Genomic DNA, 25775 nt, shown 5'->3' with positions numbered 1-25775 from the left:
TCCGGTCGGGCACCCCTCGTACGGGCGGGGGTTCAGAGTTCAGATCCGTACCCGCGGGGACCGGCGGGTCAGGGGCCCGTGGTGGTGAACCCCCGTCGGCGGTGGCGCCTCACGGCTGGGATGTCACCGGGGTCCACGGGATGGCGGCGTTGTTGGCGTCCGTGCAGACCAGCGTGGCCGGGTGCGTGGAGGTACGGGCCACGCAGGTGGTCTCCCAGATCTGGCCCGCGGCGGACACGACGTCGAACTTGATGGTGGAACTGCCGTTCTGGCCGTGACCGTTGACGGAGATGCCGCAGGCGACCAGCGGGTAGCCGGCGTGCGTGCTGAGGTCGGTCCACTGGAAGGTCTGCGTCTCGTTGTTCCGCTGGTCGCGGATGCCCGCGTACGCCTTGCCGTTGATCAGTACGGCACGGAGCTCGTAGTCGTTGGACTCCTGCGCGGAGTCGATGTCGGTGCAGGGGGCCGCCGTTCCGGTGGCGCCGGTGAGTCCGTTGATCCCGGGCAGGCCCGAGGGCCCCGTGGCGCCGGTGGGGCCGGTGGCACCGGTGACGCCGGCGGTGCCCTGGCTTCCGGTGGCGCCCGTCGCCCCGGTGGTGCCCTGGGTTCCCGCGGGGCCGGTGGCTCCGGTGGCCCCCGGGACACCCTGGGTCCCGACCGCGCCGGTGGCGCCGGTCGTCCCTTGGGCGCCGGCCGCTCCGGTCGCTCCGGGGACGCCCTGGGTTCCCACGGCTCCCGTCGGTCCGGTGCCGCCCTGGAGTCCGGTCGCTCCGGTGGCCCCCGTAGCGCCGGTGGCGCCGACGGCTCCGGGGTCGCCCTGGGCCCCGGCCGCTCCCGTGGCGCCGGTGGCCCCCGTGGCTCCAACCGTTCCGGGGTCACCCTGGGCGCCCGCAGGGCCTGTCGCACCGGGGATCCCCTGGGCGCCGACGGCCCCCGTGGCTCCGGTGGCTCCGACCGCTCCGGGGTCGCCCTGGAGCCCGGTCGCACCCGTGGCTCCCGTGGCGCCTGTCGCGCCGGTGGTTCCCGGGTCGCCCTGGGCCCCGGCGGCTCCTGTGGCTCCGGTGATCCCTGGGTCGCCCTGGGCCCCAGTCGCTCCCGTGGCCCCGGTCTGGCCCTGGGCCCCGGCCGCTCCCGTGGCTCCGGTGGCGCCGACGTCCCCCTGAGCTCCCACGGCCCCGGTCGCTCCCGTAGCCCCGGTGGCCCCTACGGCTCCGGGGTCTCCCTGGAGTCCGGTCGAGCCCGTGGCGCCCGTGGCGCCCGTCGAGCCCGTGGCCCCGGTCCGGCCCTGGATCCCGTCCGGGCCGGTCGCGCCCGTGGCTCCGGTCACCCCGGGGTCGCCTTGGCTCCCGACCGCGCCCGTCGCTCCGGTGGCGCCGGTCCCGCCCTGAGTGCCGGCCGCTCCCGTCGCCCCGGTGGCTCCCGTGGCACCCACGTCGCCCTGAGCTCCCACCGATCCGGTCGCTCCGGTAGCCCCGGTGGCCCCTACGGCTCCGGGGTCTCCCTGGAGTCCGGTCGAGCCCGTGGCGCCCGTCGAGCCCGTGGCCCCGGTCCGGCCCTGGATCCCGTCCGGGCCGGTCGCGCCCGTGGCTCCCGTTGCCCCAGGGTCACCTTGAAGCCCGGTCGCCCCCGTCGCCCCCGTGCCACCCGGATCTCCCTGCGCCCCCGTGGCGCCGGTGGCCCCAGTAGTTCCCGTAGCCCCTGGATCCCCCTGCGCCCCGGTGACCCCGGCCGTGCCCGTATGCCCCATCGGTCCGGTCGCGCCGGTCGCCCCCGTCGCCCCGGTGTGGCCCATCGGGCCGGTCGCCCCCGTCGCCCCGGTGTCGCCCTTGGTGCCTTGTGGGCCGGTGGGGCCCGTCGGGCCGGTCGGGCCCTTGCAGTCGTCCTTGCCGCCCCGGTGGCCGCCCGGATGGGCCTGGTGCGCGTAGTCGTCGTGGTGGGAGCCGGGCTTGCAGGCGTCGCCGCCGCGCGAGGCGGCCGTCGCGTGGCCGGTCATGCTCCGGGCGACCGCCAGCGCGGGGTCGACCACCCCGGACGCCACCAGCAGCGCCAGCGAGGCGACGAGGCCGGCCTTCCGGAAGCGGTGGCGGGCCAGCGGCCCCAGCGGGGGCGCCTTCCTGGACTCAGGATTCATCTGCGGGTTCTCCTCCATCGATCAGCGGGGAACTCCCCGAAACCGATCGCGAGCTTCACCCGGCGGTGACCTGAAGATCGTCACGCTCCACCGAAACGCGCCCTATATGTCATCTCATCAGAGTAATCGGGATGATCCTCCGGACGGGCAAATGCCCGCCGCCGAAGCGAAGTTGGATCCGCCTGCGGCCAATCGGGCGCTGTTTCGGCGAAGGCCCCGCACGCGGTGCCCCCGGGGGACCGCCGTGTGCCACATTGGCCGCCGTGAAGCCGCCGACCATCTGCCTCTGCATGATCGTCAAGAACGAGTCGCGGGTCATCGAACGCTGCCTCGGCTCGGTCCGCCATCTGATCGACACCTGGGTCGTCTCCGACACCGGCTCGACGGACGGCACCCAGGACCTGATCCGCGCGGCACTCGCCGGCATCCCCGGCGAACTCCACGAGGAGCCCTGGGTCGACTTCGGCCACAACCGCACCCGGAACATCCGCCGTGCCCGCGGAAAGGCCGACTTCCTGCTCACGCTCGACGCCGACCACGTCCTGCGCCAGGACGCCCCGCTGCCCCCGCTGACGGCGACCTCGTACATGCTGCGCTACGACACCCCCGGCACCCAGCACCGCTTCAAGCACCTGATGCGCGGGGACCGGGACTGGCGCTACGAGGGCGTCACCCACGAGTACCCCTGCACCGACGAGCCCGACCTCCAGGAGAACCTGGACGCGCTGGTGATCGAGGACCACGCCGACGGAGGCTGCCGCGCCGACAAGTTCGAGCGCGACGCCCGGCTGCTTCGGGGCGAACTGGAACGCGACCCCGCCAACCCCCGCACGGTCTTCTACCTCGCCAACACCGAACGCGACCTCGGACACCCCGAGGAGGCGATCGCGCTGTACGAGCGGCGCGCGGCGATGGGCGGCTGGCCGGAGGAGGTCTACGTCTCGCTCCTGGAGGCCGGTCTTCTCAAGGCCGAGCGCACCGAGGACTGGCCGGGGGCGATGGACGCGTTCACCCGGGCCTGGGAGGCGCGTCCGCAACGGCTCGAAGCCTGCTACGAACTGGCCTCGCGGCTCAGGGTCCTGGGCCGTCACCACACCGCGCACGCCCTGCTGGGCGCCGCCCTCGACCGGCCCGAACCCGACGACCTGCTGTTCACCCGGAGCTGGGTGTACCGCTGGGGTCTGCTGTTCGAGTACTCGATCACCGCGTACTGGGTGGGCGACCACGCGGGCTCGGTCCGGGCCTGCGACCGGCTGCTGGCCCTGCCCGACCTGCCCGACGCGGTCCGGCGCCAGACCGGGATCAACCGCGAGTTCTCCGTCCGGCGCCTGGCCACCGTCCCCCAGCCGTCCCCCGTCCCCGCCGGGCCGGCGACGACGGCACGGCACCCCGCCGGCACCGGCGAGACGTAGCCGGCCCGCCGGACGCGCCTCCGCCGTACGGAGACCCACAACACCCGCCGCCGCACGAGGGGACCCACGACACTCGCCGCACGAAGGGACTCGCGGACACCCTCGCCGCACGAGGGGACCCGCCTCACCTCCCGCCCGAGCACCCGGTGACACCCCGCACGCGCACGGACGCATCCATCGGGGCCGCCGGTGCGTCTACGCGGGTATGGATCTGGAAAAACCGTCCGCAGAGCGGCCCGCATCGAGGGAGGCCGAGCGGCCCGCCCCGGCGGCCGAGGGATGTCTCGCCGTCGCCATCCGCCTCCCCGTGCGGATCGTGGTGCTCGTGCTCGTCGTGCCGGTGCGGATGGTGTGGGACGCGCTCGTCGTCGCCGGGAGGTTCCTCCGGGACACGCTGCTCCGGCCGGTCGGGCGGGCGCTCGGGCTGGTCCTGGGATGGGTGGCCCGGGCGCTGTTCGTCTGGCCCTGGGTGGCGCTGTGGCGGTACGTCCTCCGGCCGGTCGGCACGGCGCTGGTCCGGCTCGGACAGGTGCTGCTCGTCGTGCCCGCGGTCTGGCTGTACCGCGCGGTCCTGACCCCGCTCGGCCACGCCCTCAGCTGGACGGTCCGAAAGACCGCCGCGCTGCTCGTCCTGGCGCTCACGGGGGTCCTGGCCGCGATCGAGTGGTTCGGCGGCGTGGTCGGGGCCGTGTGCGGCTGGGTGTACGCGCGGCTGCTCACGCCGGTCGGGCGCGCCGTCGCCCGGGTGTTCAAGGGCGTCGGCATGATCCTGGCGGCCGTCGCGTTCGGGGTGTACACCGCCGTGGCCTGGCTGGTCCGGTACCTGCTCGTGGTTCCCGCCGTGTGGCTGTACACGTGGGTCCTCACCCCCGTCGGCAGGGCGGTCGCCTTCGTCGCCGGATGGTTCGCGCGGATCGTGGGGACGGTCTTCACCGGCATAGGAGTCGCCCTGTACCGGACGGCCCGCGTGCTGCTGGTGCTTCCCGCCCTCGCGGTGTGGCGGTGGGTCCTCGTGCCCGTCGGGCGGGCCCTGGCCGTCGTCGCCCGGGAGATCGGCGAGGCCCTGGGGCACGCGTGGCGGATCGCCGGGTACGTCTCGCTGGCCGTAGGACGCTTCCTCGCGCGTCTTTTCCGGTGGACTTTCGTGGAGCCGGCGCGCTGGGTGTACCGGACCGTGCTGACGCCCGTCGGGCACGCCGTGCGCGACCTGGTGCTGAAGCCCGCGGCCGAGGCGGCGCGCGCGGTACGGCGGACGGTACGGCAGGCGCTGGAGGCCGCCCGGGACACCGCCCGGCAGGCCCGCGCCGACTTCCGGAGGATGCTCTTCGGAACCCCCGCGGAACCACGGCCGGTCGCCCGGAGGGAACCAGCGGCCGGTGAGACACGTACTCTAGGTAGCAGTACGACCGCACTCATGAAGGACTGAGCGACACTGGGCAAGCGACAGCCCGAAGGCCCGCCGCCCGCACCCGCGGTGCAGCGCATCCGACTGCGCTACACCAAGCGCGGCCGCCTCCGGTTCACCAGCCACCGTGACTTCCAGCGCGCCTTCGAGCGTGCCCTGCGCCGTGCCGCCGTACCCATGGCGTACTCGGCAGGGTTCACTCCGCATCCGAAGGTGTCGTACGCCAATGCCGCACCCACCGGCACGGGCAGCGAGGCGGAGTATCTGGAGATCGCGCTCACCGAACGGCGCGACCCCGAGAAGCTGCGCGAGCTCCTCGACGAGTCGATGCCCCAGGGCCTCGACATCACCGAGGCGGTCGAGGCCCGCGTCTCGGGTCTCGCCGACCGGCTCACCGCCTCCGTGTGGGAGATGCGCCTCGACGGCGTGGAGCCCGCGGACGCGGAGCGCGCGGTGGAGGCGTTCAACGCGGCCGAGACCGTGGAGGTCAGCCGCAGGACGAAGAACGGCATGCGGACGTTCGACGCCCGCAGCGCCGTGGCGAGCCTCGGGACGACCCCCGAGACGCACAGTCCACAGGCTGATAGGCCGACCGACCAGCCCTGTGCGATACTGCGGCTGGTTGTTCGGCACGTGACGCCTGCCGTTCGACCCGACGACGTCCTGTCCGGTCTTCGCGCCGTGGCCGACCTGGCGCCGCCGGTCGCCGCTGCGGTGACCAGGCTGGCGCAGGGGCTGTTCGATGAAGAGACCGGCACGGTGACCGACCCGCTCGCGCCCGACCGCGAGGCAGTCGCAGGCGCCCCAGCCGATCGCACAGGGGCCGCCGAGACCGCCGCCGCGAAGGCGTCGGCGTAAGGAAGGTCCCGCGTAGGGACGGATGTCGTAGCGCAGCCCTCGTATCCGGGAGCCACCTGGGTCGGGCGGCGCACCGACCTTAAGACTTTCGCCAGGCCGTACGCACACATGGCGTACGGAACCGGCGAGACCAGGACACAGAGAGCTCCCGTGCGGCGCCCGCGCCCCGGACGGCGGCACCGCGCATCGCGCGAGCCGCGGACGTCACCGGCACTGCCGGGCCAGGCGCGGCGCCCGGGAGCCTGACGGGAGATCCACCCGCATGCTCGAGCCGACCGAACCCACCGAGGGTTCCGAGAACAACAACACTCCCAGCGACACCCTGCCGCCGCGGCGCCGCCGCCGTGCGGCGTCGCGCCCCGCCGGTCCGCCGACCGCCGCCTCCGAGGCCGCGGCCGAGACCACCGCGCCGGCCATACCGGCCGTCGCGTCCGCCGACCTCGCGGCGCAGGAGGCCCCCGCCGGGGCCCTGACCTCCGCCGAGGCCGAGGAGACGGACGAGACCGAGGAGGCCGCCGAGACGGCCGCGGTCGCCGAGGCTCCGGCCGAGGAGGCCACCGACGACGCCGCGCCGCGCCGTACGCGTCGTCGCGCCACCCGTCGTGCCTCCGCCCCCGCCGGTGCTCCCGCGGAGACCGTCGAGGCCCCCGCGCCCGCCGCCGTCGCCGAACCGGTGGCCGCGCCCGCCGAGGAGGCCCCCGCTCCGGTCGAGGAGACCGCGCCCGCCGGCCGTACGCGCCGTCGCGCCACCCGTCGTGCCTCCGCGCCCGCCGGTGCCCCCGCCGAGGCCGTGACGGCCGCCGCCGAGCCGGTGGCCGCGCCCGCCGAGGAGGCCCCGGCCCCGGCCGAGGAGACCGCGCCCGCCGCCGAGCCCGTCGCCGAGGAGTCCGCCGCCCCGCGCCGGACGACCCGCCGTCGCGCCACCCGCAGGGCCACCGCGCCCGCCGGCGCGCCCGAGGGCGACACCTCCGCCGAGCCGGCGGAGGCGCCCGTGAGCGCCGAGACCAAGGCCGAGGAGCCCGCACGGCCGACGGCCGTCGCCGCCGAGTCCGCGCAGCCGGAAGCCGCGCAGGCCGAGGCACAGGGCGAGGAGGGCGGTCCCCGCCGTGCCCGCCGCCGTGCCACCCGCAAGGCCGCCGTCGGTTTCTCGGCGCCCGCGCAGAAGGACACCGAGGAGTCCACGCGGCGCCCGGGCCGTCCCGCCGTCGCCGTGTTCCAGGCGCCGGTGTTCACCGAGCCGATGTTCCAGACGCCCGAGCGCGCCGCCGCCGCGGCCGCCGCTGAGGCGGCGGAGGCCGCCGAAGCGGTCCAGGAGCCGGCCGAGACCGTTCAGGAGCCGGCCGCCCCCCGCGGCAGGCGCCGCCGTCGCCGGGGCTTCGAGGACGAGCCCGTGGCCGTGACGGAGGAGCCGCAGGAGTCCGTCGAGGACACCGAGGCCGCCGACTCCGCCGAGGACCTGGAGTCCGCCGAGGACGCGGAGGACGCCGTCGAGGGTGACGAGGGCGAGGAGGAGTCCGCGGGCTCCCGTCGCCGTCGCCGTCGCGGTGGCCGCCGTCGCCGTCGGGGCGAGTCCGCCGAGTCGGACGGCGAGTCCGCCGAGGACGAGTACGCCGCCGAGCAGGCCGCCCAGGACGCCGAGGACACCGCCGAGCAGGTCGAGGAGGACGCCGAGGACGCGGAGGATCGCGAGGAGTCGGGCGGCTCCAGCAGCAGCCGTCGCCGTCGTCGCCGCCGCCGTCGCGCCGGTGACTCCGGCGGCGAGGCCGAGCAGCCCGGCGAGAACGACCCCGAGCGCACCGTCGTCAAGGTCCGCGAACCGCGCGGCCGGCGTGAGGAGCAGCCCTCGGACGAGGTGCAGTCCATCAAGGGCTCGACCCGTCTGGAGGCCAAGAAGCAGCGCCGCCGTGAGGGCCGTGAGCAGGGCCGCCGCCGTGTTCCGATCATCACCGAGGCCGAGTTCCTGGCCCGCCGCGAGGCCGTCGAGCGCGTGATGGTCGTCCGCCAGAGCGGCGAGCGCACCCAGATCGGCGTCCTCGAGGACAACGTGCTCGTCGAGCACTACGTCAACAAGGAGCAGGCGACCTCGTACGTCGGCAACGTCTACCTGGGCAAGGTCCAGAACGTGCTGCCGTCGATGGAGGCCGCGTTCATCGACATCGGCAAGGGCCGCAACGCGGTGCTCTACGCCGGTGAGGTCAACTTCGAGGCGCTCGGCATGGCCAATGGGCCGCGCCGCATCGAGTCCGCCCTGAAGTCCGGCCAGTCCGTCCTGGTGCAGGTCACCAAGGACCCGATCGGCCACAAGGGCGCCCGTCTGACCAGCCAGGTCTCCCTCCCGGGCCGGTACCTGGTGTACGTGCCCGAGGGCTCGATGACCGGCATCAGCCGCAAGCTGCCCGACACCGAGCGCGCGCGTCTGAAGACCATCCTCAAGAAGATCGTCCCCGAGGACGCGGGCGTCATCGTGCGCACCGCCGCCGAGGGCGCGAGCGAGGACGAGCTGCGCCGTGACGTCGAGCGTCTGCAGGCGCAGTGGGAGGACATCCAGAAGAAGGCGAAGAGCGGCAACGCCCCGACCCTGCTCTACGGCGAGCCGGACATGACCGTCCGGGTCGTCCGCGACATCTTCAACGAGGACTTCTCCAAGGTCATCGTCAGCGGCGACGAGGCGTGGGAGACCATCCACGGCTACGTCTCGCACGTGGCGCCCGACCTGACCGACCGGCTGTCGAAGTGGACCTCCGAGGTCGACGTCTTCGCCACCTACCGGATCGACGAGCAGCTGATGAAGGCGCTGGACCGCAAGGTCTGGCTGCCCAGCGGCGGCTCGCTGGTGATCGACAAGACCGAGGCCATGATCGTGGTCGACGTCAACACCGGAAAGTTCACCGGCCAGGGCGGCAACCTCGAGGAGACCGTCACCAGGAACAACCTGGAGGCGGCCGAGGAGATCGTGCGCCAGCTGCGGCTGCGTGACCTCGGCGGCATCGTCGTCATCGACTTCATCGACATGGTCCTGGAGTCCAACCGCGACCTGGTGCTGCGGCGCCTGCTGGAGTGCCTGGGCCGCGACCGTACGAAGCACCAGGTGGCCGAGGTGACCTCGCTGGGCCTCGTGCAGATGACCCGCAAGCGGGTCGGCCAGGGCCTGCTGGAGTCCTTCTCCGAGACCTGCGTCCACTGCAACGGCCGCGGTGTCATCGTGCACATGGAGCAGCCGACGTCCATCGGCGGTGGCGGCAAGCGCAAGAAGCGCGGCCGTGGCGGCGCCGAGCAGGTCCACGACCACGACCACGAGCTCACGCAGGAGTCGGCCGAGGAGCCGGAGGCGGAGACCGAGGCCGAGGTGGCCGCCGAGGTCGCCGCGCCCGTCGCGCCGGCCGAGACCGAGTTCCAGCCGGACGAGGAGCTGTACGGCAGCGCCGCCGAGGCGGAGGCCGCGGTCACCCGTGGCCGTTCGCGGCGCCGTGCCTCCCGGCGCGCGTCCGCTCCGGCGGGCGCGCCGCGGACCGAGGAGCGCGCTCCCCGGACCCGGCGCGAGGAGCGTGCCGAGCGGGCCGCCGCCCGGTCCCGCGAGGAGGCCGAGGCGGAGCCGTTCGCGGCCGAGGACCCGGTCGTCGAGGCGCCGGTGGCCGAGCAGCCGGTCACCGAGCCCGTGGCCGAGACCGTCGAGGAGGCCCCCGCGGCCGCCGTGGCGGAGCCCGAGGCCGCGCCCCAGCCCCGTACGCGCCGTCGTGCGACCCGCAAGGTGTCGGCGCCGGCCGGTTCGCCGAAGTCGGCCGAGGAGGCCGTCGTGACGGTCACGGAGCCGGTCGCGGCGCCCGTGGCCGAGACGCCGGCCGAGAGCGCCGACGAGACGGTGACGACGCCCGAGCCGGTGGCCGAGGCCCCCGCCGAGAGCGCCGCGCCGGCCCGCCCGCGCCGTCGTGCCGTCCGCAAGGCCACCGCGCCCACCGCGTCCGCGGAGGCGGCCGTCGTGGTCGTCCCGTCGGCCGCCGCGGAGCCGGTCGCCGAGTCCGGGTCCGAGGGTGCCGAGCCGGAGGCCGCCGAGGCCGACGCCGAGGCACCGGCCGCCAAGAAGGCGGCCCGCAAGACGGCCAAGAAGGTGACGGCGAAGAAGGCCGCCACCAAGAAGACCGTCGCCGCCAAGAAGACGGTCGCCAAGAAGGCCACGGCCAAGAAGGCGACCGCGAAGAAGACGGCCACGAAGTCCACGGCGAAGAAGACCGCGGCGGCGGAGCAGACGCTCTCGTCCGTCACGGCCTCCACCGACGAGGGCTGAGGCTCCCGCGACGTCCCCGGCCCCGCGCTTCCCGCGGGGCCGGGGACGTCGCGTGACCGGTGGCACACCCGCGGGGCCCGGCCTGGTTTGACCCTTTCGGCCGTGGCCCCGTAACCTTGACCGTCGGCGTGTCCCCTGACGCGCCGCATCCCCGTAAACCTCTTCCTCTCGGACACCCCGGTGACCGGGAGAGGCCTTCCGTGTTCGTTCCCGGTCGGCTGGACTGCGGGGTTCCGTTCCGAGCGAAAGAGAGATCCGCGTGTACGCCATCGTGCGCAGCGGTGGTCGCCAGCACAAGGTTGCTGTCGGCGACATCGTTGAGGTTGACAAGATTTCCACCGCCAAGGTTGGCGACACGGTCGAGCTCTCGACCCTGCTCGTTGTCGACGGCGAAGCCGTGACGAGCGACCCCTGGGTCCTTGCCGGCATCAAGGTCCAGGCCGAGGTCGTGGATCACCACAAGGGCGTCAAGATCGACATCCTTCGCTACAAGAACAAGACCGGCTACCGCCGTCGTCAGGGCCACCGCCAGCAGTACACGGCGATCAAGGTCACTGAGATCCCCGCGGCTGCGAAGTAAGGGTAGGGACTGAGACATGGCACACAAGAAGGGCGCATCGTCCACTCGGAACGGTCGCGACTCCAACGCTCAGCGGCTCGGTGTGAAGCGCTTCGGCGGTCAGACCGTCAACGCCGGTGAGATCCTGGTCCGCCAGCGTGGCACCCACTTCCACCCCGGCGTCAGCGTCGGCCGTGGCAAGGACGACACGCTGTTCGCGCTGGCCGCCGGTGCGGTCGAGTTCGGCACGCACCGTGGCCGCAAGGTCGTGAACATCGTTCCGGTCGCCTGATCGAGTCCCGTCGAGGCTGATCCGGTTCCACGCGGACCGGATCGAAGGCCTCGGGGCCCAGGCTCCGTAGAACAGAAGTTCTTCGCGAGGCGGACCTCACTTCCCCCACGGGAAGCGGGTCCGCCTTTCGCGTGTTACGCAAGAGACATTCGGTACGTACTGATGCGGGCCGAAGAACCGAAGTAACCGAAGTAACCGAAGTGCTGGAGGCACCCCACATGACCACCTTCGTGGACCGCGTCGAGCTGCACGTCGCCGCGGGTAGCGGGGGCCACGGCTGTGCCTCCGTGCACCGGGAGAAGTTCAAGCCGCTCGGCGGCCCGGACGGCGGCAACGGCGGCCGCGGCGGTGACGTGATCCTGGTCGTCGACCAGTCCGTCACCACCCTGCTCGACTACCACCACTCGCCGCATCGCAAGGCCACCAACGGCAAGCCCGGCGAGGGCGGCAACCGCTCCGGCAAGGACGGCCAGGACCTGGTCCTGCCCGTGCCGGACGGCACCGTCGTCCTCGACAAGGCGGGCAACGTCCTCGCGGACCTCGTCGGCGAGGGCACCACGTACGTCGCCGCCGAGGGCGGCCGCGGCGGTCTCGGCAACGCGGCGCTGGCCTCGGCCCGCCGCAAGGCGCCCGGCTTCGCCCTGCTCGGCGTGCCCGGCACCCTCCAGGACATCGTCCTGGAGCTGAAGACCGTCGCCGACGTGGCCCTCGTGGGCTACCCGAGCGCCGGCAAGTCCTCGCTCATCTCGGTCCTGTCCGCCGCCAAGCCGAAGATCGCGGACTACCCCTTCACGACCCTCGTCCCGAACCTGGGCGTGGTCACCGCGGGCGAGACCGTCTACACCATCGCGGACGTGCCCGGTCTCATCCCCGGCGCCAGCCAGGGCAAGGGCCTCGGCCTGGAGTTCCTGCGCCACGTCGAGCGGTGCAGCGTGCTCGTCCACGTCCTGGACACCGCCACCCTCGAATCCGAGCGCGACCCGGTCTCCGACCTCGACATCATCGAGGAGGAGCTCAAGCAGTACGGCGGTCTCGACAACCGTCCGCGCATGGTCGTCCTCAACAAGATCGACGTGCCGGACGGCAAGGACCTCGCCGACATGGTGCGCCCCGACCTGGAGGCCCGCGGCTACCGCGTCTTCGAGGTGTCCGCGGTCGCCCACATGGGTCTGAAGGAGCTCTCCTTCGCGCTCGCCGACACGGTGGCGCGCTCGCGGGCCGCGAAGCCCAAGGAAGAGGCGACCCGGATCGTCATCCGCCCGAAGGCGGTCGACGACGCGGGCTTCACCGTGACGCAGGAGGAGGACGGCCTCTTCCGCGTGCGCGGCGAGAAGCCGGAGCGCTGGGTGCGCCAGACCGACTTCAACAACGACGAGGCCGTCGGCTACCTCGCCGACCGGCTCAACCGCGTCGGTGTCGAGGCCGAGCTGATGAAGGCGGGCGCCCGCGCGGGCGACGGCGTCGCCATCGGCCCCGAGGAGAACGCGGTCGTCTTCGACTGGGAGCCCACCGTCATGGCCGGCGCCGAGATGCTCGGCCGCCGTGGCGAGGACCACCGCTTCGAGGCCCCGCGTCCCGCCGCCCAGCGCCGCCGGGACCGGCAGGCCGAGCGGGACGAGTCGGAGAAGGAGTACGACGACTTCGAGCCGTTCTAGGTCCCGACGGGCTCCGAGGCCACACCGGGGTCGTTGCGGGTCCCGACCGGACCGGAGGCCGCCCCGCGTGAACGCGGGGGAAACCCGGGGCATGGGCAGGACAACCAATCGGCCGGTCCGGCAGTCGTAACGGGCGCGGAGAGGATCTTCCTCTCCGCGCCCGTCGCGCGTTCCGCTTCAGCAGCGGACGCCAGGTCCCCCCCAGGTCAGGAACCCCATGCCCCGACGCCGTTCCTTCCTCGCCCGCCGCAGACCCTTCGTCATCGGTGTCGGTGTCGCCCTGGCCGCGGGCGCGCTGGCCGTGCCCGCCGTCAACGCCGTGCCCGTGCCGACGACCGGCTCCACCACGCCGAGCGCCAAGCGGCTGCACGACGACTTCAACGGCGACGGCTACGCCGACCTGGCGATCGGGGCGCCGGGCACCAAGGAGAGCGGTCTGAAGGGCGCCGGGGCCGTCAGCGTCCTGTACGGAGCCTCCGGCGGACTGTCCACCGCGCGCAAGCAGGTGCTGACCGCGCCCGGACACGGCGGCGGCGACACCCCCGAGTCCGGCTACGGCACCGGCCTGCGGAGTGCCGACCTCGACGGCGACGGATACGCGGATCTGCTCTCGTCCGTCGCGGTGTCGATGATGGACGTGGACAGCGGTTACGCCGTGGTCGTCAACTGGGGTGGCCCCAAAGGACTGTCGGCGACTCCCACCCGGATCGCATGGAGCCCGTACTACGAGTGGCGGGGAGAGTTCACCGTCGGTGACGTGGACGGCGACAGGCACCCGGATCTGGTGACGGCGGGCGCCGAGCAGTGGCTCTCCGACGACCCGGACGTCCAGCCGGAGGAGGACGGGACGGTGTGGCACGGCCCGTTCAACCGCGGCGGCGGCAACGCGGGCAAGGAGCACTTCACCGTCGACCCGCGGACGTCCCTGTACAAGCCGGTGATGGCGGCCGGTGACGTGACCGGGGACGGGGTGGCCGACCTCGCGGTGACCACCGGGGACCGGGGATCGCGCACCACGACGCTGCTCGCCGGCGGCAAGGACGGCTTCACCGACAAGGGACTGCTGCGCGACGCCCAGGGCCGGCCCGTCGCGGGCGAGGACATCGCGATCGGTGACCTGAACCGGGACGGGTACGGCGAGGTGATCGTCGGCCACTCGGCGTCGGACGGCGCCGGATCGCCCGCCAAGGGCGGCGCGGTGGGCGTCGTCTACGGCGGCCCCGGAGGTGCCTCGGCCACCCGTAAGCCCGTGTGGATCAGCCAGGACACCCCCGGTGTGCCCGGAACCGACGAGAACGGCGACGGCATGGGCACCGGCCTGTCCGTCGGCGACACCGACGGCGACGGCTACCTCGACGTGGCGACTGGGCTGCCCGGCGAGGACGTCGGCACCGTCACCGACGCCGGCGGCGTGCTCGTGCTCAGGGGCGGCGCCTCGGGGCTGACCGGCACCGGCGCCAGGTCGTTCACCCAGAGCACCTCCGGCGTGCCCGGTACGGCCGAGCGGCTGGACCGCTTCGGCGCCGAGACGGCCCTGGTCGACGGCGACGGCGACAAGAAGGACGGCCTGATCGTCGGTGACCCGGACGAGAACGCGGGCAACGGCGCGGTGTGGACCTTCTCCGCCGGGTCCGGCGGCGTCACGGCGAGCGGGTCGGCTTCCTTCGGCGGGGCCGGCCTGGGCCTGGCCGCGACCGGCTCCGGCTTCGGCCGGTCCCTCGACGACTGACCCCGGCCCGCCGGGTGCCTCGGCAGTCTCCGTGGCACCCGGGGCGCCCGGGGGTGTCCGGAGCGGCATCGAAGTCCCCTGGCGCGGCGGGTCGTTCGTTGCTCGTGCGTTCGTCATGCCTACGATGCGCTGTGTTCAAGAGGTGGGCCGCTGTGCCGTGTGGGCTTCCCGGTGTCCAAGAGGCAACCGACGCAAGGGAGTTCGCCGATGCCCGGAGCAGTCTCACGCGATCGTCGCCACTTTCTCACCGCCTCGGCCGCCGTGCTCGGCGCCGCCGCCTCCGCCCAGCTCTGGCTGCCCGGTACCGCACGCGCGGCCGAAACCCCGCTGCCCGACGGCGTGTTCAGCCTCGGTGTGGCCTCCGGTGACCCGCTGCCCGACGCGGTCGTGCTCTGGACCAGGCTCGCCCCCGATCCGCTGAACGGCGGCGGCATGCCCGACCGCGTCGTGCCGGTCGAGTGGGAGATCGCCGAGGACGCCCGCTTCGGCAAGCCGGTGCGCCGCGGCACCGCACAGGCCCGCCCCGAGTACGGCCACAGCGTCCACGTCGACGTGCGCGGACTGCGCCCCGACCGCGTGTACTGGTACCGCTTCCGCGTGGACGGGCAGCTCTCCCGGACCGGCCGCACCCGCACCGCGCCGCCCCCCTCCCGGGCCGGCGGATCGCTGCGCGTCGCGCTCGCCTCCTGCCAGAACTGGCAGAACGGCTACTTCACCCCGTACGCCGACATGCTCGGCCAGGACCCCGACGTCGTCCTGTTCGTCGGCGACTACATCTACGAGTCCTCGCCCTCGGCGACGGCCGTGCGCCGGCACGAGGGCACCGGGGAGCCGTACACCCTGGTCCAGTACCGCAACCGGTACGCCCAGTACCGCAGCGATCCCCACCTCGCGGCGATGCACGCGAACGCCCCCTGGGTGGTCACCTTCGACGACCACGAGGTCGACAACGACTTCGCCGGGGAGATCCCCCAGGACCCCGACAAGCAGTCGCACGACGCCTTCACGGCCCGGCTGACCGCCGCCTACCAGGCGTACTACGAGCACATGCCGGTCCGGGCCGCAGCGATCCCGGACGGACCGCACATCCGGATGTACCGCCGGCTCGACTTCGGCCGCCTGGCCCGGCTGAACGTCCTCGACACCCGCCAGTTCCGCAGCGACCAGGCGACCGGCCAGGACGGGGCGCAGGACCCCTCGCTCACCATGCTCGGCGCGGCGCAGAAGGACTGGCTGCTCCACGGGCTGCGCCACTCGCCCACCCGCTGGAACCTGATCGCCTCCCAGATCATGATGGCCGAGACCGACCTCAAGGTCGGCGAGGGCAAGCTCTGGTACTACGACGCCTGGGACGGCTACCAGGCCGAACGCAACGCCCTCATGGGGGAGTTCGCCGGAATCCGCAACCCTGTGGTGCTCAGCGGCGACCGCCACCTGACGATGATCAGCGACCTCAAGGCGGACTTCGCCGACCCGGACTCCGACACCGTGGGCGCCGAGTTCGTCGGGACCTCGATCTCCAGCGGCGGCGACCAGGACCAGAGCGCCTTCCACAAGGAGTGGGACGCGCGGATGCCGGACAACCCGCACTGGAAGTTCATCGACGCCCACCGCGGCTACCACCTCTTCGACATCCGGCGGGACGGCATCGACGCCCAGGTGCGCGTCGCGGAGACGGTGCTGAGCCCCGACGCCTCCTCCTCCGCCCTGGCCCGGCTGCGGGTCGAGGCGGGAGAACCGGGCGTACGGCTCGTCTGAGACGGCCCCGCCCTGGGACTCACCGGAGTCCCAGGGCATTCTCAGCCTGCCCTCAGCAACCGTCCTTACCGTCCTCTCACCATGGAGACCGACTGTTCGACCCCAGACACGACAGCTCCCGCGAGGCCCGGGCCCCTGCCCGCCGGGACCCGGCTGCTGCACATCGGTCCGCACAAGACCGGGACCACCTCGATCCAGGGCGCGCTGTTCGCCGCGAAGGACGCGATGGCCGCCCACGGCGTTGCCTTCCCCGCCCACAGCAGACATCCGATGGAGGCCGCCCTCGCGGTCTGCGGCCGGCCCGGCATGATGGGCGACGTCCGGCCCGCCGAGCGGCACTGGCAGCGGCTCGTCGACGCGGTGCACGCCACCGGCGAGCGGACCTCGCTGGTCAGCAGCGAGTTCTTCGCGGACGCCCCCGACGACGCGACCGCCGCCCGGATCGCCGGCGACCTGGGCCGTGACCGGGTGCACGTCCTGGTCACCCTGCGCCCGCTGGCGAAGATCATGCCCTCGCAGTGGCAGCAGTACGTCCAGAACGGACTGCGCATGGACTACGAGGACTGGCTCGACCACATGCTGCGCAGGGCTCCGTACGAGGCGCCCAACCCGAGCTTCTGGCGGCGGCACCGCCATGACCGGCTCGTCGAGCGCTGGGCGCGGGTCGTCGGCGCCGGGAACGTCACGGTCGTGGTGGTCGACGACCGCGACCGCGGCGGTCTGATGCGCGTCTTCGAGGCATTGCTCGGACTGCCCGGCGGGCTGCTGGAAGAGGCCCCGGACACCGCCAACCGTTCCCTGACACCGGCCGAGACGGAAATGCTGCGGCTTCTCAACCGGGAATTCCGAGGCAACGGGCTGCCGGACGAGATCTATTCGAAACTGGTGCGGGGCGGCGCGGTCCCGCGGATGAAGAACTGCCGTCCGCCGTCGGTGGGGGACCGGATCCGCACCCCGCGGTGGGCCCTGGAGGCCGCCGCGGACATCGGCGCGGAGATGGCCGGGCGGATCGGGGCCCTGGGCGTACGGGTCCTCGGCGACCCGGCGCTGCTGTCGGCCCCACCGGCACCGCCGTCGAAGCCATCGCCACCGTCGAAGCCGTCACCGACGCCGAGCCCGGTGCCGCCGGCGCCGGCGCCAGTGCCGGCGCCACCGAGTCCGGGGCCGGTGTCGGACCCGGGCACCGCCCCCGCCCCCGCCGTTCCCGGCGTCGACCCCGAGAGCGCCGCCCAGGCGCTGTACGGAGCGCTCGCCGCGGTGGCCGCCCAGTCCGCGCGAGCGGCCGGAATCCGGTCGGTTCACCAGACGCCGTCGGGGGAACTCGTGCGTGTGCTCGGTCACCGGGTGCTGAGGCGTCTGAGAAGAACGTGAGGAACAGCCGCGCGGGACGTGTGGAGTTACTCACAGCAAATCCGGACAATTCGGTCCGGTGTCCCCGAAGTCGCCTGTGTGCAAGGTGAATGCCCGGTTGCGCGCACAAATGCAGCGGACGGCGCTCACCTTGCACGGCGGTAACCGTAGGTGGGACCATTCCCGGGTTCCCTGTCGCCCCAAGGTAGGTCACCTGTGTCTGAGCACATTGCCAAGCCCCGTACCACCGCAGTGATCCTGGCCGGCGGGACCGGTCAGCGCGTGGGTCTGTCGATTCCGAAGCAACTGCTGAAGATCGCCGGCAAGGCGGTCATCGAGCACACGCTGACCACCTTCGAGCAGGCCGACTCGATCGACGACATCATCGTGCTCATGGCCCCGGGCTATGTGCCGGACGTCGAGAAGATCGTCGCGAAGGCGGGCTTCACGAAGGTGACCCGTGTCATCGAGGGCGGCTCGACCCGGAACGAGACCACCGAGCGCGCCATCGCCGCTCTCGGTGAGGGCCTGGCCGAGGGCGAGGACGCCAACGTCCTCTTCCACGACGCCGTGCGCCCGCTGCTGTCCGAGCGCGTCATAGACGACTGCGTCACGGCCCTGGAGCGCTACCAGGCCGTCGACGTCGCCATCCCGTCCGCGGACACGATCATCGTGACCCGCACCCACGGCGAGGACGGCGAGTTCATCACCGAGATCCCGGACCGCTCCCGGCTGCGCCGCGGCCAGACGCCCCAGGCGTTCAAGCTGTCCACGATCCGCCGCGCCTACCAGGTCGCGGCCGGTGACCCCAACTTCCAGGCCACGGACGACTGCTCGGTCGTGCTCAAGTACCTGCCGGACGTGCCGATCCACGTCGTGGCGGGCGACGAGTACAACATGAAGGTCACCCAGCCCGTCGACGTCTTCATCGCCGACAAGCTCTTCCAGCTCGCCTCCACCGCCGCGCCCGAGCAGGCCGGCGAGGCCGCCTACCGCGAGCTGCTCACCGGCAAGACCGTCGTCGTCTTCGGCGGCTCGTACGGCATCGGCAAGGACATAGCCGAGCTGGCCGAGGGCTACGGCGCGAAGACCTACGCGCTCGGCCGCTCGACCACCGGCACGCACGTCGAGAACCCCGAGGAGGTCGACGACGCGCTCTCCACGGCGTACGCGGAGACCGGGCGCATCGACTACGTCATCAACACCGCGGGCGTCCTGCGCATCGGCAAGCTGGCCGAGACGGACAACGCGACCATCGAGGAAGCGCTGAAGGTCAACTACCTGGCGCCGGTGCAGATCGCCCGCTCCTCGTACAAGTACCTGGCCGAGAGCAAGGGCCAGCTGCTGCTCTACACCTCCAGCAGCTACACCCGGGGCCGTGCCGAGTACAGCCTCTACTCCTCCACCAAGGCCGCGATGGTGAACCTCACCCAGGCGCTGTCCGACGAGTGGGCGGGCGACGGCATCCGCGTCAACTGCATCAACCCCGAGCGCACCGCGACCCCCATGCGCACCAAGGCGTTCGGCCAGGAGCCCGCGGGCTCGCTGCTCTCCTCCGAGGCCGTCGCGCACACCTCGCTGGACGTCCTGCTCTCCGAGCTCACGGGTCACGTGATCGACGTCCGCCAGCAGGACCCGACCGCGGGCGCGGGCCGTGCCTCCGGTTTCGAGGCGGCTCTGGCCAGCGTTCTGGACCGCCAGGACGGCGTGGCATAATCAAAAACGAATAGTCTTTCGGAATTCAGGCCTTTGTGTCCGCGCGTTCGCCGCGCATTCACAAGGGCCTGAGTCCGTAAAGTTCACTTTTCGCTTCTGGTTCCCTTTTCGGTATCAAAAGCACCTTTTGGTATCAAACCGGCACTCACCCCTCAAGAGCAGGTTTCTCCGTGATTTCCACCGCTATTCGCGTTGCCCGGGTGGGCAGCGCGGCCGAGCTGGCGGCGGCGGCCCTCATGATGCTGGGCTTCCCCTGCCTGATGCTCGCCGCGCTCCTGCCGAGCGTCGGCGCCTTCGCGGCCGCGGCCGCCGTGACGTACCTGGCGGACCACTATCTGCACCGGCGCGGCAGCTATCTGGTCAACCGCCTCAGCAAGGTGCGGGCCGGTCTGTCCATCAGGTTCCTGATCCGGCAGCTGCTGCTGGTCCTGCTCCTGGCGCGGCTCGACCTGTCGGACAGCATGGTCTTCTACGCGGCCATCGCGTGCTTCCTGGCCTTCTACGGCTTCCAGGCACCGCACGGCGCGCTGATCACGCTGATACGCATGCGTCGCAAGATGCCCGTCGCCACCCGCAACGTCGACCTCGGCTCGCGCGTGCGCATCCCGGACGCTCCGCCGCGCCGGCTGCTGCACCGCTCCGCGGAGAAGATGCTGCACCTCGACCTGGTGGCCGTCGTCGGCCTCCTGGTCGCCGGGGAGACCGGTGACAAGCTCTTCGGCTTCGCGGGCGTCGGCCTGACGCTGCTGCTCGCCTTCGGCTACGTCGCGGTCCTCGTCCCGTACGTGCGCGGCCGCAGGATCCCGCCGAACGCCGAGAAGGTCCTCACGGCCGTCGACGGCTGGCTGGCCGACTACCGCCCGGAGACGGTGCTCTACTTCTCCGGCTCCAAGGACTCCGCCTACCAGGTCAACATGTGGCTGGAGACGATGGAGCAGCTGGACACCCGGCCGCTGATCATCCTGCGCGAGCGGGCGATCCTGGAGCGCATGGCGCCCACCACGGTGCCGGTCATCTGCGTGCCCGGAGGGGTGCACCTGATGAACATGGACCTGTCGTCGGTCCGGGTCGCGCTCTACGCGGCCAACGTCGGCAAGAACATCCACATGCTGCGCGTGCCCACCATCCAGCACGTCTTCATCGGCCACGGCGACAGCGACAAGCTCGCCAGCGTCAACCCGTTCAGCAAGGCGTACGACGAGGTGTGGACCGCGGGCCGCGCCGGCCGCGACCGCTACGCGATAGCCGACGTCGGTGTCCGCGACGACGACATCGTCGAGGTCGGCCGTCCGCAGCTGGCCCCGATCCAGACCTGGCAGGGCGTGCCCGAGGGCCGCGTCCCCACCGTGCTGTACGCCCCCACCTGGGAGGGCTGGGACGGCAACCCCGGCAACACCTCGATCGTTCTCGCCGGCGAGAACATCGTGAAGAAGCTGGTCGCGGCCGACCCGCCGGTCCGTGTCCTGTACAAGCCGCATCCCTTCACGGGCACCGTCAGTGCCGAGGCCGGGGCCGCGCACCGGCGCATCACCGCGCTGGTCGAGAAGGCCGCCGTCGAGCGCGCCGCCGACCCCCGCTTCGCGCCCGACGCGACCGCCCAGACGGCCGCCAAGGGCGAGCTGACCCGTATCGAGGCCAGGATCGCCGAGCTGTCCGGCACGGGCGGCGAGAAGGGCGACGAGGCCGAGGCCACCCGTGACGGCATGGTCGACGCGGTCCGGCACGCCGAGATCGCCCGGCTGCGCGCCGAGTGGAACGACGTGTACTGGCGCTCCTTCGGCACCGCCGAGCACCGGGTCATCACGGGCGCGGAGCCGCGCCTGTACGACTGCTTCAACGTGTCGGACGCGATGGTCTCCGACATCTCCAGTGTCGTCTCCGACTTCATCGCGAGCGGCAAGCCGTACGCCGTCACGGACTCCGCGGAGCTCGGCGTCGAGGAGTTCAAGCGCCAGAACACCGCGGTGCGCTCCGCGGTGATCCTGTCCAACTCGGCCGCCGAACTCGGTGAGCTGCTCACCGCCGTGGCCGACCCGGCGAAGGACGCGCTGGCGGCCGGCCGCCAGGAGCTCAAGCGTTACCTCCTCGGCCCGGACGAGCCGGCCTCCATCGACCAGTTCAACTCCGCGGTGCGGAACCTGGCGCGCGAGGCCGAGCGGCGCAACGCCGGCCAGGAGAGCCTCGCCTCGGCCGAGGCCGCGGGCGTGGACCTCGCGAGCGCGGTTCCCGCCCAGCGGGTGACCGGGGAGACGGACGAAGCCGGAGCCACGGTCACCGGCTGACCCTCCGCACGCACACACGGGCATGGCCCCGGGGATTTCTCCCCGGGGCCATGCCCGTTTCTTACGTCTTCCGCCGTTCCTCTTACATCGTTCTGTGAGCCTTCACGGGCAGGCGGCAAGTGCCGGATCCTGTGACCTGGGTCATGAAATGAGTCGTCCGGGGCAACCTGCCCGTACTTCCAGTCGTCTTCTAGGTAGCGATTGAGGTGATAAGCGGGAAATGTTCTTGTGACACTTCCCGAACGAGGGGGAAACGTGACGCAACCCGACGTGACCATCGTCATCGGGGCGTACGAAGCGATGCCGTACCTGGTGAAGTGCCTGGAATCCGTCGAGGACCAGACCATCGGCCCGGAACGCATCGAGGTGATCGCCGTCGACGACGGGTCGACGGACGGCACGGGGGAGTATCTGGAGAAGTTCGCCGAGCGGGCGGCGATGTCCGTGACGGTGATCCGGCAGGCCAACTCCGGTGGCCCCAGCGGCCCGAGGAACGTCGGCCTCGCCAAGGCGAGAGGGCGCTACGTCTTCTTCCTGGACGCCGACGACTACTTCGGCCCGGAGGCGCTGGAGCGCATGGTCGCGATGGCCGACGAACAGGGCACCGACGTCGTGCTCGGCAAGGTCGTCGGGGTCAACAGGACGGCTCCGAAGACGATGTGGGGCAAGACCCTGACCCGGACCGACGTCTTCTCGTCGAACATCAAGTTCACGCTCAGCGCCCAGAAGCTGTTCCGTCGCGAGCTGCTCACCCGGCACGGAATGGTCTTCGACGAGGGGCTGAAGACCGGCGAGGACGCGCTGTTCACGATGGAGGCCTACCTCCGCGCCGACGGCGTCTCGGTGATAGCCGACTACGACTGCTACCACCTGGTCGGCCGCGACGACGGCAAGCACGTGACCAAGAGCGGCGGTTACAGCCTGCGCTTCGACTCGGCCCGCGCGCTGATGAACCTCATCGCCGCGCACGTGCCCGCCGGCCCCCGCCGCGACGCCCTGATGGTCCGGCCGTTCCTGATCACGCTGCTCCCGCAGTTCGGGCCCGGGCTGCTGAAGCAGAGCGAGAAGGTGCGCAAGCACAAGCTCGAACTGGCCAAGCCGCTGATGGACGCCTACTGGCACGAGGGCCTCGCCCGCCGGCTCAAGGTCCACGAGCGGCTGCGGCTGCACCTGGTGGCCCGCGGCCGGGGCGATCTCCTCCTGGACGTGGTGGAGTTCGTCAAGTCGAAGAAGGCCCCGGGGATAGTGCTGGAGTCCCGCGGCCGCAAGGTCTACCTCGCCTACCCGCACTTCCGCGACCAGGCCGCGGGCGTCCCGGACAGCTGCTACGTCCCGACGACCCGCGAGACGGTCACCATCGAGGGATTCAAGCCCCGCCCCAAGCCGTTCCGGCGGCTGCGCCGGGTGGCCCGGCGAGTGATCGGCCCCCGCCGCTGAGCGCGCCCCCGGGGCCCGCCCGGCCCTTCCGGTCCGCCCGGCCCCGGGGCTCCCGGAGCCGGCCGCACGGGCCGGCCGGGTGCCGTCCGGACACGACCGGTCCGGACGGCACCCCGGGCCCGGAAGGGTCCGCCTCCTACTGGCGGCCCGACTGGAGCGCCTTGCGCAGCGGGCGGCCCACCGCGCGCCGCGCCATCCGGTAGACCGAGCGCCCCGACGTACCCGCAGGCCCGGGGGTGAGCTTCAGCGCCTTGGGTCCCCGGACCAGCTCCCGCTTCAACTGCACGTTCTCCGTGGACAGTTCGGTGATACGGCTCTGGAGGAAGCCGAAGCGCGTGGTGAGTGAGGCGATGTCGGCGTCGTTCCAGGGCCGGACACCGGGCGGGAAGGCCAGCGAGCGCATGCGCTCCTCGTGGGCCGCGCCCCCGTCGCCGTGCGTGAAGGTGTTCTCCAGGCCGTTGCGGGTCAGGAACCCCGTGAAACGCTCGAAGCGCTCCCGGTGCCCGCGGACCAGCGGCCCGAAGTCCGCGTCCGCGTACAGCTGCGCCGGATTGAGGTCCGCGGGCAGCTTGGTGATCGGCCGGTGCGGGATGTCGAAGTAGCGGCACAGCTCCAGCGTGCGGGAGTCGCCGCACAGCACGGTGGCGGGTGTGCCGGCGATCAGCGCGGCGATGTTCCCGTGGATGCGGGAGCCGAAGGAGAAGTCGAAGTCGCGCAGGTCGTCGATCCAGGTGACCGGGTCGATGTAGACGCGGACCTTGTCCTCGCGGAACATCGGGTGGTCCGGATGCGTGGGCATCTCGGTCACCGCGCCGTTCGGGTCCGACAGGTCGCGCCAGTGCAACTGCCGTGCGTCGCTGAGGTTCTGGCCGATGAACCGCAGGTGCGGATAGCGTGCGTGGGCGTTGCGGACGACCGGGCCCAGCCCCTGCGTCCGCATCGCGCTGTGCGAGCCGTTGACCGCGATCCGGGACTCGGGCCCGAGCGCGTCGGCACGCTTCCGCACGTCGAGACGGTCGCCGTACATGAACAGCGAGGGGCAGCCGATGACCTCCACGTCGCTGAAGCCCATGTCCCGCAGGTACTTCTCGGTGAACTCGCCGCGCACCCCGATGGACGCGCTGCGGTCGAGGACCGCGGAGACGAACTCCCGCACGGCGGGCTCGATCGGCTTCAGCCGGGCCGGGTTGTAACTCAGCCCCGTCTGGGCGCCGATGCCCGGGACGATCACCGGGATCTTCAACTTGCGTATGAGCCGCGTGAGTCGTCTGAGCTGCGCCTCGAACGAGGGCCGGAACGCGTTGGCCAACGGGACGACGAAGGCGTCGAACTCCTCGTTGATCCGGCCGGCGGCGGCCACGTCGGTCCGGATGCCGTTCGAGACGACCTCCGTGCGCGGTGTCTCGAGGATCTTGTGCGCGGCATCGCTGAAGATCAGGTTGCCCGAGTTGGTGGCGAAGACGTCCTGGTGGAGGGCTTCTTCCACGGGAACGGCGTCGTAGGGGCTCTTGCCCGATCTCAGCAATATGCGCTTCACGGGGGGAACGGTAGGTGACACATTGTTCAACTTAACTTTGCACTGCCTTTAATTCCCATGAGGAACCCGTACAACCTTTTTCTCGTAAGCACCTCGTGATCACGCAACTACGCGCCGCCGTCCGCCTGCTGGACCGGCGGGCCGGGAGGCTCCCTCTTCGCGTAGATTGCGGGGCGGGGCACCGGGACCGACGCGAGGGGACACAGCGCAGGTGGCAGCGGCTACGCAGACCGAGACGCACGACGGCAGGGATGCCGTGGGCAAGGCCCACAGGATCGTCGTCAAGGTGGGCTCCTCGTCGCTCACCACCGCCTCCGGCGGACTGGACGCGGACCGGGTGGACGCCCTCGTGGACGTCCTCGCCAAGGCGCGCGACGGGGGAGAGAAGGAGATCGTCCTCGTCTCCTCCGGCGCCATCGCCGCGGGTCTCGCGCCGCTCGGACTGCGCCGCCGCCCCAAGGACCTCGCCCGCCAGCAGGCGGCCGCCAGCGTCGGCCAGGGCCTGCTGGTGGCCCGCTACACCGCCTCCTTCGCCCGCTACGGCATCCGCGTCGGACAGGTGCTCCTCACCTCCGACGACACCAGTCGGCGCGCGCACCACCGCAACGCCTCGCGCACCCTCGACAAGCTCCTCGCGATGGGCGCCCTGCCGGTCGTCAACGAGAACGACACGGTGGCCACCGACGAGATCCGCTTCGGCGACAACGACCGCCTCGCCGCCCTCGTCGCCCATCTCGTCCACGCCGACCTGCTGATCCTCCTCTCCGACGTGGACGGGGTCTACGACGGCGACCCCTCCAGGCCCGGCACCTCGCGGATCGCCGAGGTGCGGGAACCCGCCGACCTCGCCCACGTCGAGATCGGCAGCGCGGGCAAGGCGGGCGTCGGCACCGGCGGCATGGTCACCAAGATCGAGGCGGCCGGGATCGCCGCCGCGGCCGGCATCCCCGTGGTGCTCACCAGCGCCGTCCACGCCGCCGACGCCTTCGCGGGCCGGGACACCGGCACCTTCTTCCATGCCACCGGCAAGCGGTCGGCCGACCGGCTGCTGTGGCTCCAGCACGCCTCCACCCCGCAGGGCGCCATCGTCCTCGACGACGGGGCGGTGCGCGCCGTCGTCGAGCGGCGCACCTCGCTGCTGCCCGCGGGCATCGCGGGCGTCGAGGGCGAGTTCAGCGCCGGCGACCCGGTGGAACTGCGTGACGGCGCGGGCCGGGCCGTCGCCCGCGGACTGGTGAACTTCGACGCCAAGGAGATCCCCCAGCTGATCGGCCGCTCCACCCGGGAGCTGGCGCGCGAGCTGGGCCCCGCCTACGAACGCGAGGTCGTCCACCGCGACGACCTCGTCCTGCTGAACCCGTAGAACACGCGT

Annotated in this window: 16 protein-coding genes; 14 read left to right on the top strand and 2 right to left on the bottom strand. The window is 72.2% G+C overall.

The features are described from left to right. Nucleotides 1-109: 109 nt before the first annotated feature. Nucleotides 110-2131 (bottom strand): collagen-like domain-containing protein, encoded by a 2022-nt coding sequence (locus IO36_RS43005; RefSeq protein ID WP_280923720.1) that lies wholly within the window; start codon nt 2129-2131, stop codon nt 110-112. A 263-nt stretch (nt 2132-2394) separates the two neighbouring features. On the opposite strand from IO36_RS43005, the gene IO36_RS10665 reads away from it, so the two are divergent. The 13 genes from IO36_RS10665 (at nt 2395) to IO36_RS10605 (ending at nt 22866) form a co-directional block, all read left to right on the top strand. After that, on the top strand, nt 2395-3543 hold the full coding sequence (locus IO36_RS10665; RefSeq protein ID WP_037619369.1) for a tetratricopeptide repeat protein: 1149 nt from the start codon (nt 2395-2397) through the stop codon (nt 3541-3543). Between the two features lie 205 nt (nt 3544-3748). Next, the gene (locus IO36_RS10660) at nt 3749-4969 is read left to right on the top strand and encodes a hypothetical protein (RefSeq protein ID WP_037618791.1); all 1221 of its coding nucleotides are present in this window, start codon (nt 3749-3751) and stop codon (nt 4967-4969) included. Nucleotides 4970-5017: 48 nt separating this feature from the next. Beyond that, nucleotides 5018-5806, top strand: coding sequence for a TIGR03936 family radical SAM-associated protein (locus IO36_RS10655; RefSeq protein WP_037618790.1), 789 nt, complete (start codon nt 5018-5020; stop codon nt 5804-5806). A gap of 262 nt (nt 5807-6068) precedes the next feature. Further along, the gene (locus IO36_RS10650) at nt 6069-10088 is read left to right on the top strand and encodes an Rne/Rng family ribonuclease (protein ID WP_037618789.1); all 4020 of its coding nucleotides are present in this window, start codon (nt 6069-6071) and stop codon (nt 10086-10088) included. Nucleotides 10089-10347: 259 nt separating this feature from the next. After that, entirely contained in the window at nt 10348-10668 is a 321-nt protein-coding gene (gene rplU, locus IO36_RS10645; protein WP_030601628.1) for a 50S ribosomal protein L21, read from the top strand. A 16-nt stretch (nt 10669-10684) separates the two neighbouring features. Then, complete coding sequence (rpmA, locus tag IO36_RS10640; protein WP_037618784.1) at nt 10685-10939, top strand: 50S ribosomal protein L27; 255 nt, start codon at nt 10685-10687, stop codon at nt 10937-10939. A gap of 218 nt (nt 10940-11157) precedes the next feature. Next, on the top strand, nt 11158-12594 hold the full coding sequence (obgE, locus tag IO36_RS10635; protein WP_037618782.1) for a GTPase ObgE: 1437 nt from the start codon (nt 11158-11160) through the stop codon (nt 12592-12594). 217 nt (nt 12595-12811) lie between these two features. Beyond that, nucleotides 12812-14323, top strand: coding sequence for an integrin alpha (locus IO36_RS10630; protein WP_037618780.1), 1512 nt, complete (start codon nt 12812-12814; stop codon nt 14321-14323). Between the two features lie 207 nt (nt 14324-14530). Beyond that, complete coding sequence (locus IO36_RS10625) at nt 14531-16081, top strand: alkaline phosphatase D family protein (protein ID WP_037618779.1); 1551 nt, start codon at nt 14531-14533, stop codon at nt 16079-16081. Nucleotides 16082-16162: 81 nt separating this feature from the next. Continuing rightward, on the top strand, nt 16163-17452 hold the full coding sequence (locus IO36_RS10620; protein ID WP_051900292.1) for a hypothetical protein: 1290 nt from the start codon (nt 16163-16165) through the stop codon (nt 17450-17452). Nucleotides 17453-17647: 195 nt separating this feature from the next. Continuing rightward, on the top strand, nt 17648-19147 hold the full coding sequence (locus IO36_RS10615; RefSeq protein ID WP_037618778.1) for a bifunctional cytidylyltransferase/SDR family oxidoreductase: 1500 nt from the start codon (nt 17648-17650) through the stop codon (nt 19145-19147). A 200-nt stretch (nt 19148-19347) separates the two neighbouring features. After that, entirely contained in the window at nt 19348-21429 is a 2082-nt protein-coding gene (locus tag IO36_RS10610; protein ID WP_037618777.1) for a hypothetical protein, read from the top strand. 300 nt (nt 21430-21729) lie between these two features. Then, the gene (locus tag IO36_RS10605) at nt 21730-22866 is read left to right on the top strand and encodes a glycosyltransferase family 2 protein (RefSeq protein WP_051900339.1); all 1137 of its coding nucleotides are present in this window, start codon (nt 21730-21732) and stop codon (nt 22864-22866) included. A 136-nt stretch (nt 22867-23002) separates the two neighbouring features. Here IO36_RS10605 and IO36_RS10600 read toward each other — a convergent pair whose 3' ends face one another. Continuing rightward, a complete protein-coding gene (locus IO36_RS10600) occupies nt 23003-24403 on the bottom strand; it encodes a polysaccharide pyruvyl transferase family protein (protein ID WP_037618775.1) in 1401 nt (466 codons plus the stop codon). Between the two features lie 256 nt (nt 24404-24659). Between IO36_RS10600 and proB the strand changes: the two genes are divergently transcribed. Then, nucleotides 24660-25766 carry a glutamate 5-kinase gene (proB, locus tag IO36_RS10595; protein WP_037618774.1) on the top strand — a complete coding sequence of 369 codons (1107 nt, stop codon included), beginning with the start codon at nt 24660-24662 and terminating at the stop codon, nt 25764-25766. Nucleotides 25767-25775 lie beyond the last annotated feature (9 nt).

The sequence above is a fragment of the Streptomyces aureus genome (genome assembly GCF_000725495.1).
Classification (GTDB): domain Bacteria; phylum Actinomycetota; class Actinomycetes; order Streptomycetales; family Streptomycetaceae; genus Streptomyces; species Streptomyces aureus_B.
This window is presented reverse-complemented; position numbering and strand designations above follow the sequence as displayed.